General features: G+C 74.1%; 16 protein-coding genes. 7 read left to right on the top strand and 9 right to left on the bottom strand.

The window, feature by feature from the left end:
* Window positions 1–84 precede the first annotated feature (84 nt).
* Complete coding sequence (locus IF27_RS20240) at window positions 85–426, top strand: DUF6191 domain-containing protein (RefSeq protein ID WP_190233047.1); 342 nt, start codon at window positions 85–87, stop codon at window positions 424–426.
* A gap of 54 nt (window positions 427–480) precedes the next feature.
* Here the strand turns inward: IF27_RS20240 and IF27_RS20235 are convergent, their stop codons facing one another.
* A complete protein-coding gene (locus tag IF27_RS20235; RefSeq protein ID WP_223291125.1) occupies window positions 481–1512 on the bottom strand; it encodes a phage baseplate protein in 1032 nt (343 codons plus the stop codon).
* Window positions 1513–2040: 528 nt separating this feature from the next.
* Here IF27_RS20235 and IF27_RS30435 point away from each other — a divergent pair.
* The 4 genes from IF27_RS30435 (at window position 2041) to IF27_RS32070 (ending at window position 4045) form a co-directional block, all read left to right on the top strand.
* A complete protein-coding gene (locus IF27_RS30435; protein ID WP_110946068.1) occupies window positions 2041–2259 on the top strand; it encodes a DUF397 domain-containing protein in 219 nt (72 codons plus the stop codon).
* A 356-nt stretch (window positions 2260–2615) separates the two neighbouring features.
* Window positions 2616–3143 carry a methyltransferase domain-containing protein gene (locus IF27_RS31850; RefSeq protein WP_263053848.1) on the top strand — a complete coding sequence of 176 codons (528 nt, stop codon included), beginning with the start codon at window positions 2616–2618 and terminating at the stop codon, window positions 3141–3143.
* Window positions 3041–3709 (top strand): protein-L-isoaspartate O-methyltransferase family protein, encoded by a 669-nt coding sequence (locus IF27_RS31845; RefSeq protein ID WP_263053850.1) that lies wholly within the window; start codon window positions 3041–3043, stop codon window positions 3707–3709. The genes IF27_RS31850 and IF27_RS31845 overlap by 103 nt, the downstream gene beginning before the upstream one ends.
* A 108-nt stretch (window positions 3710–3817) precedes the next feature.
* A complete protein-coding gene (locus IF27_RS32070) occupies window positions 3818–4045 on the top strand; it encodes a DUF397 domain-containing protein (RefSeq protein WP_190233046.1) in 228 nt (75 codons plus the stop codon).
* On the opposite strand, the gene IF27_RS20225 is transcribed toward IF27_RS32070, so the two are convergent.
* The 3 genes from IF27_RS20225 to IF27_RS20215 all read right to left on the bottom strand — a co-directional run bounded on the left by IF27_RS20225 (window position 3979) and on the right by IF27_RS20215 (window position 7388).
* A complete protein-coding gene (locus IF27_RS20225) occupies window positions 3979–5565 on the bottom strand; it encodes a sensor histidine kinase (RefSeq protein ID WP_052851075.1) in 1587 nt (528 codons plus the stop codon). The two genes, IF27_RS32070 and IF27_RS20225, sit on opposite strands and share 67 nt — an antisense overlap.
* 93 nt (window positions 5566–5658) lie before the next feature.
* Window positions 5659–6444 carry an ABC transporter permease gene (locus IF27_RS20220; RefSeq protein WP_052851074.1) on the bottom strand — a complete coding sequence of 262 codons (786 nt, stop codon included), beginning with the start codon at window positions 6442–6444 and terminating at the stop codon, window positions 5659–5661.
* Window positions 6441–7388, bottom strand: coding sequence for an ATP-binding cassette domain-containing protein (locus IF27_RS20215; RefSeq protein ID WP_052851073.1), 948 nt, complete (start codon window positions 7386–7388; stop codon window positions 6441–6443). Before IF27_RS20215 ends, IF27_RS20220 begins: the two co-directional genes overlap by 4 nt.
* A gap of 224 nt (window positions 7389–7612) precedes the next feature.
* On the opposite strand from IF27_RS20215, the gene IF27_RS20210 reads away from it, so the two are divergent.
* Window positions 7613–8293, top strand: coding sequence for a response regulator (locus tag IF27_RS20210; RefSeq protein ID WP_052851072.1), 681 nt, complete (start codon window positions 7613–7615; stop codon window positions 8291–8293).
* A 64-nt stretch (window positions 8294–8357) separates the two neighbouring features.
* On the opposite strand, the gene IF27_RS20205 is transcribed toward IF27_RS20210, so the two are convergent.
* The 5 genes from IF27_RS20205 to IF27_RS20185 all read right to left on the bottom strand — a co-directional run bounded on the left by IF27_RS20205 (window position 8358) and on the right by IF27_RS20185 (window position 12756).
* Window positions 8358–9527, bottom strand: coding sequence for an RNA polymerase sigma factor (locus IF27_RS20205; RefSeq protein ID WP_052851071.1), 1170 nt, complete (start codon window positions 9525–9527; stop codon window positions 8358–8360).
* The gene (locus IF27_RS20200; protein ID WP_052851070.1) at window positions 9524–9943 is read right to left on the bottom strand and encodes a YciI family protein; all 420 of its coding nucleotides are present in this window, start codon (window positions 9941–9943) and stop codon (window positions 9524–9526) included. Before IF27_RS20200 ends, IF27_RS20205 begins: the two co-directional genes overlap by 4 nt.
* 130 nt (window positions 9944–10073) lie before the next feature.
* Window positions 10074–10664, bottom strand: coding sequence for a hypothetical protein (locus IF27_RS20195; protein WP_052851069.1), 591 nt, complete (start codon window positions 10662–10664; stop codon window positions 10074–10076).
* A gap of 328 nt (window positions 10665–10992) precedes the next feature.
* Entirely contained in the window at window positions 10993–11400 is a 408-nt protein-coding gene (locus IF27_RS20190; RefSeq protein ID WP_223291124.1) for a hypothetical protein, read from the bottom strand.
* 210 nt (window positions 11401–11610) lie between these two features.
* A complete protein-coding gene (locus tag IF27_RS20185; RefSeq protein WP_052851068.1) occupies window positions 11611–12756 on the bottom strand; it encodes an FAD-dependent oxidoreductase in 1146 nt (381 codons plus the stop codon).
* A 101-nt stretch (window positions 12757–12857) separates the two neighbouring features.
* On the opposite strand from IF27_RS20185, the gene IF27_RS20180 reads away from it, so the two are divergent.
* Complete coding sequence (locus IF27_RS20180) at window positions 12858–13562, top strand: TetR/AcrR family transcriptional regulator (protein WP_052851067.1); 705 nt, start codon at window positions 12858–12860, stop codon at window positions 13560–13562.
* Window positions 13563–13603: the final 41 nt, after the last annotated feature.

Here is a 13603-nt window from a genome sequence, read left to right as displayed (position 1 = left end):
CGCGAAGGATCAGTTCCGGCCAACCCTTCGCCCCGCCTCGCTAGGCTGTTCGCACGGCGACACGCGAGGCGACGGGCGGTGCGGGTGAGTCTCTTCCTCTGGATTCTCGCGGCGGTGGCGGCGCTGGTCCTCGCCGATCAGGTGCTGCTGTGGGCGGAACGGCGCGACTGGATCTACTGGCGCCGCAACTCGGTCGGCGGCGGGGCCGGTGGGGGAATGCTGGGCGAGCTGCACCAACTCTTCTCGCCCGCGCGGCACCACATGGTCGAGGAGCAGCAACGGCAGCTGGTGCTGCGTGACGACGCGGAGTCCGGCGCTCCCCCCGCCCGGGAGATCGATCTCGCGTCAGGGCAGGTCGTCATCCACCTGGAGCGCGGCGAGGACGGGGCGGCGGCCGAGCGCGCGACGAGCCCCCGGGACGAGTGAGACGGCGCGCACGCCCGGCGTCCCGAGGGATGCCGGGCGTGCGCGCGCCGCAGGTCAGGCGTTGAACTCCTCCTTGTAGAACACGCTGGTCTCGAAGGAGTCGGGGTCGGTCGAGGTGACCTTCGAGGAGTAGCCGTACGCGAGCCTCGGCGCCCCGCCCGCCCGCCAGATGGCGATGCCCTGGGCCTCACGGCCGGGCAGGGACTCGCCCGCGTTCGTGCGGTATCGCTCGACGTAGTTCGCCGCGCCGTCGTTCATGTCGAGGGTGACGAGGTAGGACGGGCGGTTCGCGCCACCGAAGAGGAGGTACGCGTAGCGCCCGCAGGAGGTGATGCCCTGGAACAGGTCGGTGTCGGCCAGGCCCAGTTCCTGGTTGGTCGGGATGGCCCGCTCGATCAGGCGGTAGCCGTCGGTCAGCCGCCCGGCGGCGGCGTCGGCGAGGGTGAACAGGGCGATGCGCCAGGGGCGGGCGCCGCTCCCGGAGTGGTAGCGGTAGAGCACACGGCCGTAGTGCGGGTCGATCGCGGGCCTCGGGCTGTGGGCGAAGGTGGAGACCTGGGGCGTCCGGTTCGCGATCGAGAGGGACGCGGTCTCCAGCGTCCCGCCGTCCGACCAGCGGAAGCGCGCGATGCGGGTACCGGCGTCGTTGACCGAGTGGCTCTCGATCCAGATGTACGGCGTGACGCCCACGCCGGTGGACTCCACGCCCATGGACGAGCCGTGGCCGAAGCCGTGGAGCGCCATCCTGCTGAGCACGTTGCCCGACAGGTCGGTCCTGCTCAGCCACAGGTCGCCGGTCTTGCTGCCCACCTTGTGCTGGGCGAAGTAGATGTGGCCGTTGACGCTGTCGTACGCGAACGACTGCATCGCCCAGTAGGGCTGGTGGAGCGTCCGGCGCCAGATCGGGTTGCCGCCGTCCCCCGCCAGCCGGAACATCGGCGTGTCGCCCACGGTCGCGTACGCCGGACTCGCCGCGAGCAGCGTTCCGCCGCCGAGCACCGCCGCGCCCACGGCCAGCTTGGCACCGCCCGTGAGCAGGCCCCTGCGGCTGGGCGCAGGTCGGGCCGCGCCCTCCAAGTGATCCACGTCGCCACCTTTCCGTTCGACAGTATGTTCGAACGGGGAATCTAGCAGCCGGCCCGCCGAATTTGCTCGAACTTACTTTTCGAGCACCGCAGTTCAGCCAATCTTGCCGTGGACGGTGAGCCCGTACCGTCGGCGGCGACGTGACGGCTGCGTGGGCCGCCGGGATGCCCGCCGACCCACGCTTCGTCACCAACTCCGGTCGTCGGCCTGCTATTCCCCGCGCCGGGCCACCACACCGCGACGAGCGCCGTTCCACGGTCGGACATCTCGTACCCGGCGTCGCGGGGGCGTGCCCCGGAGCGGCGAGGTGCCGGGCGCGCCAGGGGCCGGGTTGCGTCCGGGAACACGCCGCGCGGACCTGGCCGTTCGGCCGCCGGGGAAGGCGCCAGGGGGACGACGGCGGGTCACTCGGGGGCGAAGATGCGGCGGGCGAGTTCTTCCTCGGGCACGACCCTTATTCACCACGCACCACGTCACGGCCCCGGCCGACGCCTGACCTTCCCGAAGGCCGCCAAGGAGGAACGACCGATGGCAAGAGACGCACAGCCCGACTGGCACGTGTCGAGTCACAGCAATGACCATGGCGGCAGTTGCGTAGAAGTCGCGGTCACCGGAACCCCCGAAGTCGCCGTGCGTGACAGCAAGGACCGAACCCGCGCGACTGCATACGCCTCCCCCGCCGCATGGACCGCCTTCCTCGACGCCACCACCACCGGCAACTTCACCAACCCGGCGGACGACGCATAACACCGGCAGTTCGCCAGCCTCCGCACCACACGCCACAGCGCGTGGCTCGCCTTCACCGATGCCCCGGCCTGTGAGGCGGTGCAACCGGAACGACCATGCCGAGCTGACGGCCGGGCGCGCGGAGCACTTGGCGCGCGCTCTCCCATGCGCCTGCCCGCTACCTCTACGTTGTGCCGAGCAGCAACGAGGGAGGCAGTCAGATGGCTGGCAAGCACGGCAACAGCGGTAAAGGGCCGGAAGACGACAGGCTGCCGGGGCAGCCGTGGAGCCCGGATGCCGAGCCGACCAGTGACGGCAGTACCCCTAGGGGTGACGGGAAGCGGCGGGATGCCGAGCAGGACGAGGACCCGAGATAAATGCCCGCGCCCTATCCCCTACCCCCCGGCTGGGAGCAGGCGTTCGCCGAGTTGCCCCGCGCGCGGTTCCTGCCGGATCTCGTCTGGCCGCACGACCTGGCGTCCGACACGTTCTCGGTGGCCGACCGGGCGCGGGACCCGCGTGCCTGGGAGCGGGCGGCCGAGGCGGACGTGCCGCTCGTCACCCAGTGGGACGACGGACGGCACGCCGGTCCCGAACCCGGCGTGGACGCGACGAGTTCGGCCTCCCGCCCCTCGGTCGTGGCCGCGATGCTGGACGCCCTTGAGGTGACCCCCGGACTGCGCGTCCTGGAGATCGGCACGGGAACCGGCTGGAACGCCGCCCTGCTGGCCCACCGCCTGGGGACGAGAACGTCACCACGATCGAGATCGACCCCCAGGTCGCCGCGACCGCCGACAAGGCCCTGGCCCGCGCGGGCCGCCGCCCGCGCCTCGTCGTCGGTGACGGCGCCGAAGGCGCGGCGGACGGCGCCCCGTTCGACCGCCTTGTCGCCACGGCCGGGCTGAGCCGCGTCCCGCCCGCCTGGACGCGGCAGGTCCGCCCCGGCGGGCTGATCGTCATGCCGTGGGGCACCCCCTACAGCCGGTGGGAGGGGCTGACGCGCCTCACCGTGGCGCGCGACGGCAGCGCGAGCGGGCGGTTCCTCGAACTCGTCGCCTTCATGAAGCTGCGCGCCCAGCGCCGTTCACTGCCCCGGTACCCGGACGGCCTCCCGCTCTCGGACAGTTCGGGCGGCGCGTGGCCACCGCACGAACCGTGGCACCCCTTCCGCTTCCTCGCCGGTCTGCTCCTCCCAGGCGTCACGCACGCCGTCCAGGACCACGACGACGGCCACACCCAGTGGCTCTACAGCCTCACCGACGACAGCTGGACCGCAGCCGTCCGGCGCGGCGGCGAGCAGGTCATCGTGCGCCGGGCCGGTGCGCGCCGTCTGTGGGACGAACTGCTGGACGCGTACGCCTGGTGGAACGAAGCCGGTCAACCGGGCGTCGAACGCTTCGGGTTGACCGTCCTCCCGGACGGCGCGCAGGACACGTGGCTGGACGAGCCGGGCAACCGTCTCCCGTCCTGACCCGGCCCGGCCCGGCCCGGCCCGGCCCCACAGCGTGGGAACCAGCCGATTCGGACATCCTCCGATCGACCGCCATGGACAGCACAGCCACTGGGAAACCATCCGTCCGTGACCACGGACGCCCAACTCCTCTGGCACACTTCCAGCCACAGCAACGACCAAGGCGGTGCATGCGTCGAGGTCGCGGTCACCGCGACACCTGCGCATGGGCCGCCTTCCTCGGCGCCGCCACCACTGGCCGCCTGTAGCTGCCGCCCCCACCCGGGCGATCAGGGCCGACTCGCGGGCACGGTGTCCTTCGTCACCAGCGTGCCGTCCGACCAGCAGAGCCGGTAGAGATCGACCTCGCCGAACAGGTCGCGCCCGGAGCGGTAGAACTCGCACCGCGCGCCGGGCGGCCGGGGCGCGGAACGGGCGTGGTCGGGCGGATAGGGGTACGCGCGGGCAGGCAGCAGAGGCGCGAGTTCGCCGTACGACCGGCCGATGGTCAGCTCGGCGAACCGGGAGGGCGGCAGCACGCTCGTCGTCAACTGCCAGGCCAGGTACGCGGCGGCGGGCACGAAGAAGACGGCTGCGACGACAGGCGCCACGAAGGCCGCGACGGAGCGGCGGCGGGCGGCGCTCCGTACGGAGGCGAGCCGCTCGGCGGACTCGGGTACGACGGTGTGCCGCCCCCGGGTCCCGGCCCGGTGCGGGAGGTCGGCGGCGACGCGGAAGCCGCCCTGGTGAGGGCCGGTCCGCAAGGAGCCCCCGAGAACCGTCACCCGCTCCTGGAGCCCCGTCAGACCCCGGCGGCCGACGCCGACCGCCGGGGGGCCTTCGACCGCGTGCGCCGATCCGTCACCGGGCGGGGCGGCGTTCACGACGCTGACGTGGGTACGGTCGTCCGCGTGCGTGATCCGCACCCGGATCGCGCCACCCGGCGCGTGCTTCACGGCGTTGGTGAGCGCCTCCTGCACCACCCGGTACACCCCCCGTTCGACCAGGGCGGACAGCGTGGGCACCGCCCCGCGCCGCTCCCAGCGCACCGGCACCCCCGAGGCGACCGCCCCCGCGAGAAGGTCCTCGACGGTGTCGTTGACGGGCAGGCCCGCACCCGTCTGCGTTCCGGGCGGGCCGTGCAGGACGGCGACGGTCTCCCGCAGTTGCTCCACGGCGTCCGCGATCGTCCCGCGCAGCTCGGCGAGATCGGCGCGGTCGTGGTCGGTGACGTCGGGGGAGAGTTCAAGTGCCCCGGCACGCAGGGCGACGAGGCTGAGGGCGTGGCCGAGGGAGTCGTGCATGTCGGCCGCGATGTCCGCGCGTTCGGTCAGCCGCGCGCGCTCGGCGACCAGGTGTTGCCGCTCCTCAAGGCTCCGGGCCAACCGCCAGCCCTCCCGGACGAGTTCGCGGCGGCCACGCCAGTGGCGCCCGGCCAGCCAGGGCAACAGGAGGGCGGCGGGCAGCACGGTCAGCGCGTAGAACCACCACACGGCCTGCGTCCGCAGCACCGCGCACAGCGCGAGATCGACGGCCAGGCACCCGGCGAGCACCAGGAGCGGTCGCCGTGCCACGGCGACCCGGGCGCCCAGCAGACAACTCAGGGCGGCCAGCGACAGAACGTGGGCGTTGCCGGGGGTCGCGGAGTCGGCCAGGCCGAGCGCGCACAGCCCGTTGACCAGTACGACGGCGGCCCCCGGTCGGCGGCGGGACAGCGGCACGGCCACCGCCAGGACGGCCAGCGGGAGGAGCAGGTCCATGACCGGCGAGGCCGTGCCCGCGTCCTGGAATCCGTAGCCGGTGGCGGCGGCGAGCACACCCCACAGGGCCATGTCGCCGAAAGCGGACCTGGCTCGGGGTATGCGCGTGTGCGACATGGAGCGTCGGCCGTCCTTCTGCTGGATGTCCTCGTCTGCCCGGGTCGATTCTGTGGGACGGGCCGGGGGGAACCGGCGCGGGGGTGGGCGCGGTCAGGCGTCGCGGCGGCGCAGCACGTACAGGCCGATCAAGTGCGCGGTCGCGGCCCAGGCCGCCACGATCAGGACCGCCGTGACCGCCGTGACCGGCGTGGACGGGGCGTCGGCGCCGATGCTCATGAGGCGGTCCCCGGCTCCGTGCGGCAGATGGTCGTTGACGTCCGTGAGCGTGGGGCCTCCGAGCCCCAGGAGCACGCTCGGCAGTGCCCACAGGAGTGTGACGAGGATCGAGAGCGCACCGGCCGGGTGGCGCGTGGCGAACGCCACCCCGACCGTCAGCACGGCGACCGACGCCTGGTAGAGACCGATCGCGAGGACCTGCCGGAGGCTCTGGCCGGACTCGAAGGTGGCCCGTCCGTCGAACGCGGCCCAGGCAACCGCCGTGCCGAGGACGGCGAACGCGGCACCGGCGACGAACGCGACCCCGGCCGCCACCAGCGCCTTCGCCGCCTGCACCCGATGCCGCCTGGGCACCCACAGCAGTGAGGCCCGCACGCTGCCCGTCGAGTACTCGGAGGTCACCGCGACCGTGGCCAGGATGACGAAGGCGAACTGGACGAGGACGGCGGAGGAGCCCGCCGCGTTCCCGACCGGCTGGACCGGATCGTCGTTGATGCGGGCGATCGAGGCGTAGTAGTAGGTGAAGACGCCGGTGATCACGAGGCCCGCCAAGACGCAGAGGTAGGGGGCCCGGACGGACCACAGCTTGGTCCACTCGGAGGCGATCGCCCCGGCGAAGCCGCCGGGTGCGCCCCGGCCTGGGGTTGTCGTCGTGCTCACTGCCGCGCCCCTTCGTCCGTCGCCGCGCTGCCGCCCGCCCCGTACTCGACGCTGCGCGCGGTCAGTTCCATGTACGCCTGCTCCAGGGAGACCCGGACGTCGCTCAGCCGGTGCAGCCGGACCCGGCAGTGGTGGGCCAGGTCGCCGATCTCGGCGGCGGTGCGGCCCTCGACGGTGAGTTCGCCGGACGCGGACGTCTCGACGCTCACCCCGTCGGCCGTCATCAGGCGGCGGACGAGCGTCGCCCGTTCCCCGGGGTCGGGCACGACGGCGCGCGCCGACGCGGGAGAGGCCGCGGCGAGGAACTCCGTCATCGGGGTGTCGCTCAGCAGCCGTCCCCGTCCGACGACGACGAGGTGATCGGCCGTCAGCTGCATCTCGCTCATCAGGTGGCTGGAGAGGAACACGGTGCGTCCCTCCGCCGCCCGCTCACGCACGAGTCGGCGGATCCACCGCACGCCGTCCGGGTCGAGGCCGTTGACCGGCTCGTCCAGGACGAGCACGGGCGGATCGCCGAGCAGGGCGCCCGCCACCCCGAGCCGCCCGCTCATGCCGAGCGAGTAGGTGCCCGCCGGGCGGCGGGCCGCCTTGGTCAGGCCCACCGTCTCCAGCACCTCGTCCACGCGGCGCACCGGGATGCCGCCCGCGCGTGCCTGGGCGACGAGGTGCGTGCGGCCGGAACGGGCCGGGTGGACGGCGCGGGCGTCCAGCATCGCGCCGACCACGCGCAGCGGCCGTCGCAGGTCCGCGTAGGGCCGACCGGCGATCAGGGCCCGGCCGCGGGTGGGGTGGTCCAGGCCCAGGATCATGCGCATCGTGGTGGACTTCCCGGCGCCGTTGGGGCCGAGGAAGCCGGTCACGCGGCCCGCCTCGATGTCGAGCGTCAGCTCGTCCACGGCGAGGGTGTCGCCATAGCGTTTGGTGAGTCCTCTCAGGGAGATCACGGAGTTCCTTCACGTCGGTCGCGGAGCAAGGGACGGGGCACGGGGAAGTCGGCAGCGGCCACCGCGTTCCCCGTACTCAGGCGACGCTAGGAGTCCGCGGCGCGGGCGCCCATTGGCCGAACGGAAGCGGCGTCCTGCCCTTCGTCGGGGGGTGTGCTCCGCCCCGGGGTGGATCTGTGGGGCTCGCCGTCCGCGCGGTGGTGCGTCGGCCCTACGCTCGCCGTGTGGAAGAGCCGACACCGAGCAGCCGACCGGTCAGGGTCCTGGTGGCCGACGACGAGGCGATGGTCAGGGCGGGCGTGCGGGCCATCCTCGCCAGGGACCCGCAGGTCGAGGTGGTCGCCGAGGCGGGTGAGGGGCACGAGGCCATCGCGCTCGTCCGCCGACACCGCCCGGACGTGGTCCTGTTGGACATCCAGATGCCCGGCCTGGACGGGCTGAGCACGGCGGCGCGGCTCCACCGTGAACCGACACCGGTCGGCGTCGTCATGCTGACGACCTTCGGCCAGGACGACCACATCGCGCGGGCCTTGGAGGAGGGCGCCGACGGTTTCCTGCTGAAGGCGGACGACCCGAGGGAACTCCTCGACGGGGTACGGGCGGTGGGGGCCGGCGGCGCCTACCTGTCGCCTCGGGTCGCCGCCCGGGTCATCGCCGGGCTGCGCGCGCACCGGGCGGCGCATCCCCACCGCTCGCTGGAGCGGCTCACGGAACGGGAGCGCGAGGTGCTGGCCGGGGTCGGGACAGGGCTGTCCAACGCGGAGATCGCGAGCCGACTGCACCTGGTGGAGGGCACGGTGAAGGCGCACGTCAGCGCGGTGCTCGCGAAGCTGGGCGCGCGCAACCGGGTGGAGGCGGCCATCTCCGCGTACGAGGCCGGACTGGTCCCGCCACGCGCCCGCTGACCCGGTCGCGCCGACCGTCCGCCAGGACGAGCCGGGCGACCGGCTCCCGTCCTGTCCTCGCCCGTCACGGGCTCCGCCGGACGTCCCGCCCGGCGTCGAGGCGGACGTTGAGGCGGGCGGCCTGGCGCGTCAGGTGGTCGCGTTCGGCCAGGTTGGACGCCTTCCGCGCCGCCTCGGCGTAGAGCCGGGCCGCCGTCGCCAGGTCGCCGTCCCGCTCGTGCAGGTACGCCGCCACCGCCGTGTACCTGGGCAGCGACGCGTCGAGCGCCGCGAGGGCGGCCAGCCCGGCGCGCGGCCCGTCCGCCTCGCCCACGGCGACGGCACGGTTGAGCCGGACGACCGGGCTGTCGGTCAGCCGCGTCAACTCGTCGTACCACTCCACGATCTGCACCCAGTCGGTCTCCTCCGCCGTGGGCGCGTCCGCGTGCAGCGCCGCGACGGCGGCCTGGGCCTGGAACTCGCCCAGCCGGTCACGGGCCAGCGCCGCCTGGAGGATGCCGACGCCCTCGGCGATCATCGCCGTGTCCCACCGGCCGCGGTCCTGCTCGGCGAGCGGGATCAGGCTCCCGTCGGGCGCCGTCCTGGCGGCGCGCCTGGCGTGGTGGAGCAGCATGAGGGCGAGCAGCCCCGCCACCTCCGGGTGGTCGATGGTGGCCGCGAGCTGCCGGGTGAGGCGTATGGCCTCGGCGACGAGGTCGAGGTCGCCCGAGTAGCCCTCGTTGAAGACCAGGTAGAGGACGCGCAGCACGGTGGCGACGTCGCCCGGCCGGTCGAACCGCACGTCGGCCACGGTGCGTTTGGCCCGGCTGATGCGCTGCGCCATGGTCGCCTCAGGCACCAGGTAGGCGCGGGCGATCTGCCGGGTGGTGAGCCCGCCGACGGCCCGCAGGGTGAGCGCGACGGCGGACGAGGGCGTGAGCGACGGGTGGGCGCACAGGAAGTAGAGCTGGAGCGTGTCGTCCGCCGTGGCGGCCGGTCCTGGCGGCGGTTCGTCCTCGACAAGGTCCTCGCGGCGGCGGCGGGCGGCGTCCGCCCGGGTCGCGTCGAGGAAGCGGCGCCAGGCGACGGTGATCAGCCACCCCTTGGGGTCGCGCGGCGGGTCGTCCGGCCAGACGCGGACCGCCTCCACCAGGGCGTCCTGGACGGCGTCCTCGGCCGCCGCGAAGTCGGCTCCGCGGCGGACGAGGATTCCGAGCACGCCCGGTGTGAGGCTCCGGAGCAGCGCTTCGTTCACTGGTGAGGGCAGTCCGTGACGGTGGGTTCCGCGTGCAGGAACGGGCGCAGCTCCAGCCACTCGTGGATCGGCTTCCCGCCTGCGCCGGGGGCGGCGGACAGCTCCCCGGCCAGCTCGACGGCGCGCTCGTGGCTGTCCACGTCGATCACCATCCACCCGGCGATGAGGTCCTTGGTCTCGGCGAACGGGCCGTCGGTGACGGGCGGGCGGCCCTCGCCGTCGTAGCGGACGAACGTGCCCTCCGGGCTGAGCGCCTGGCCGTCCACGTACTCGCCGGTCTTCTCCAGGCGGGCCGCGAAGTCGTTCATGTACCGGAGGTGGGCCGTGACCTCCTCGGGGGTCCACCTGTCCATGGGGACGTCGTTGACCGCCGCCGGGGCGCCGCGGTAGTGCTTGAGCAGCAGGTACTTGGCCATCGTGCTTCTCCTCGGTGCTGGAGCGACCCATTGTGGTCACTCTCGCCACGGGGACGGAGCCGGTCGCGGCTTCTCGACATCGGTGCGCGAGTTCTTTGGCTCGCCTGGACGAATCGGGGTGTGACCTGTGTCACGGCCGCGCGGCGCGGAGGGCGTCGCGTACCCGTGCGGCCTGCCAGGGGGCGTCCGTCACGGGCCAGGCGGCGCTCAGTTCCTCCAGCAGGGCGCGGTGACGCTCGACGGCCGCCGCCTCCCTCGTCAGCCCGGACGCCGCCGCGGCCTGAACCTCCACCTCGGGGCAGCGCGTCGCCCGGACGAGGGCGGCGTCCACGGCGTCGGCGCCGGGGAGCTTTCCCAGGACCTCCACCGCCAGGACGCGGTCCTGCAACGGCACGTCCGCGTCGCGGGCGACCTTCCCGAGCGCCTCGACGAGCCGCCGGTCGGCCGCCCGCGCCTCCCCGGCCGCCGCCTCCGCCGCGACGAGGGCCTGCTCGCGGACGAAGTCGTCCGCGGCGGCCTCCACGACGCCCAGCGCCGCCAGCGCGGAGAGGTGGTTGGCCCCCGGCCCGTACCCGCGGCTGAGCGCGGCCGGTGAGGGCGGCTCCCGCAGCACCGCGCGGACGCGGGCCAGGACCCGTGCCCGCTCCGGTTCACGCGCGCCGCCACCGCCCCGCCGCACGGCGCCCCGGGGGCTCGACCAGTGGTCGAGGGCGATGCCCACGGCCGCCTGGTCGCCGCTGCCGAGCAGCGTGCGCAGCGCCCGGTGGTAGGACGCGTCGGCCGTGGGACATGAGCTTGCGCATCACGGCGCCCCCCAGGCGTCATAGGGATGTCGTGCCAGGACCGAGCCTGTACGCGACCGCCACTCGGGCTCCTTCGCGGCCTGCCCGACGGCCCCGCGTGGCGGGGCTGCCGGACGGACAGCTCCGTGGGCCCACTCCCGCGGCGGGCGGTCGAAGTCGTCGCGGTGCGCGGGAGGACATGCCCGTCGAGCGGATTTCTCGGCGGGCACGTCCTCCCGGCACTGCCCCGGCGCTGGGGCGGGCGGCCTACTCCGGCTGCGCCACGCTCACCGACCAGCGGATCGCGTCCGAAGAGGCGTCGATGCCGACCGCGAAACTGCCGGACGTGACCACTCCAGGAGCCAACTCCCGCCGCCCGACCCCCGCCGACCCGACGGGGCACTCGACGTCGAAGGCGGTCACCTCGGCGCCGAGTTGCGCCAGGATGACCGCCACGCTCCCCCCGCCCTCGCAGGCCACGGTGACGACGGTCGGCAGCGCGCTCGACGCCCCGCCGGAGACGAACCCGCCGTCCCCGGTCCCCTCAGGCACCCAGGCCAGACCGTCGGGCCCGGGGTGCGGCAACAGCGGCTCGTCAGCCACAGCCCCGCCCGCCGTACCCCCGAGAGCGACGACGGCCGCGACGGCCGCCACCACGGAAAACAAACGCCTCATCATTCCCCTCCCTGCTCCCACCCCGGGCTCCCCCACACGGCGACCCCCGGGACGAGAAGCCATCCCGACACGTGCCACGCGTCGCCCAAGGGCGGCTCGCCCGCCCCGGCGACGACCGACCATTGTCCCCTCGCGCGGGAACGGTGCGCCAGGGCCGGTTCCGGCGGACGCGGCGGGATCTCGCCCTCGGGGCGCGGACGGTGACCGGGCTCAGGACCGCTGCGGGGAACCGGCGGTGAAGAGGTCGATGAGCCCGAACGGCGCGCGGTCGCCGAGGCAGAGGTCGATGATCTCGCGCGCGTCCGCGTAGAAGCCCTCGCTGCGGGGGAACAGCGCGGCCTCGTAGGCGGTGAGTGCCGCCTCGACGTCGCCCGGGTGCGCGACGATCGCCTTGGCGAGTTCGGCGCCGTCGAACATCGCCAGGTTCGCGCCGTCGCCCGACGGCGGCATGAGGTGGGCGGCGTCGCCGAGGAGCGTCACGCCGGGCACGCGGTCCCAGCGGTGTCCGTCCGGCAGCGTGTGGATCATGCGGGCGACGGGGGCGGTGTCGCTCGCGGTGATCAGCGCGGTGAGTTCGGGCGCCCACCCGTCGAACTCGGCCGCGACGCGGGCGGTCGCTGCGGCGGGGTCGGCGAGGTCGATGCCCGCGATCCACTCGGCGGGGCGGCTCAGCTGGACGTACGTGTGGAGGACGCCGCCCGCCTCACGGTGCGCGACGATGCCCTTCCCCGGGGTCAGCGCGTACATCGCGCCGTCGCCGACCGCCCGCGCCGTCGCGGCGTGCCGCTCGTCGGCGTCGTGGAGGTAGGTCTCGACGAACGTCGTGCCGGTGTACGTGGGCCTGGCGTCGCCGAGCAGCGGGCGGACCTTCGACCAGGCGCCGTCCGCGCCGACGAGCAGGCCGCTGGTCGCGGTCGAGCCGTCGGCGAAGGTCAGTTCGTGCCGCCCGTCGCCGAGGGGCAGGACGCGCGTCACCTTGTGTCCCCACCGGACCGTCCCGTCGGGCAGGGAGTCGAGCAGGACGTGGCGCAGGTCGCCGCGCAGCACCTCGGGGCGGCGCGCGGTGCCGTCGTCGGGGCGGTCGTGGAGCAGCGCGCCGTGCGGGTCGAGCACGCGCAGGGCCTCGGCGCCTTCGTGGATGATCGCGCGGAACGCCTCGGTGAGGCCGGCGTCCGCGAGGGCGCGCTGCCCGTCGTCCTCGTGGATGTCCAGCTGGCCTCCCTGGGTGCGGGACGCGGGCGAGGGGTCGGCCTCGTAGACCGTCGCGGGGATGCCGTGGACGTGCAGGACGCGGGCGAGCGTGAGGCCGCCGAGACCTGCGCCGACGACGGCGATCGGGGTGGGGGTGGTGTGCATGGGGGCCTCCTCGTTTCCTGGGCGGGCGGCTGCCGGAACACTTTTTGGACCGGCGTTCCAGTCCAGTGGAACACGGTTCCACGATGACGCAAAATGAGGTCATGCCACGCACACGAGGAAGAGCACCGGACGGGGGGCGCGACGGCGCGCTGTCCCAGGAGCTGATCGTCGGCGCCGCCGTCGCCCTGCTGGACACGCACGGCGAGCGGGGGTTCACGCTCCGGCTGCTGGCCGCCGACCTGCGCACCGGGCCAGGCGCCCTGTACTGGCGCGTGTCGAGCAAGGACGAACTCGTCGCCCTCGCCGCCGACCGGGTGCTCGGCGACGCCCTGGCCGAGGCGCCGCACCCCGACGACGCCGACGGCCGCGCCGGGCTGCGCGCGCTCGCCGTCGCCGTCTACGACGCCCTCGACCGGCACCCCTGGGCCGCGTCCCACGTCACGGCGCCCGCCACGCTGCCCCACACGCTGCGCCTGTTCGACCGCATCGGCACCCTCGTCGCACGGACCGGGCTGCCCGCCGGGCGCCAGTTCGCCACCGCCAGCGCGCTCTTCTCGTACACCACCGGCGTCAGCGCGCAGATCATCGCCCCGGCGGTCACCGTCGGCGCGACCACCGACCGCGACACGTTCCTCGCGCAGACCGCCGAACGGTGGGCGTGGCTCGACCCCGCCGACCACCCTTTCCTGACGCGCACCACCGCCGACCTGCGCGACCACGACGACCGCGACCAGTTCACCACCGGCCTCGACCTGCTCCTGACCGGCCTGGACGCGACCGCCCGCCCCCGCCCCCCGGAGGTGTGAGCCACACCACAACCGGCCCGTGTCAGGAATCGGCGCGCCGT

Origin of the sequence: Streptomyces avicenniae, from assembly GCF_000719135.1 — a bacterium.
Taxonomy (GTDB): domain Bacteria; phylum Actinomycetota; class Actinomycetes; order Streptomycetales; family Streptomycetaceae; genus Streptomyces; species Streptomyces avicenniae.
Note: the sequence above shows the minus strand (reverse complement) of the source record. Positions and strands in the feature narration are given on the sequence as shown.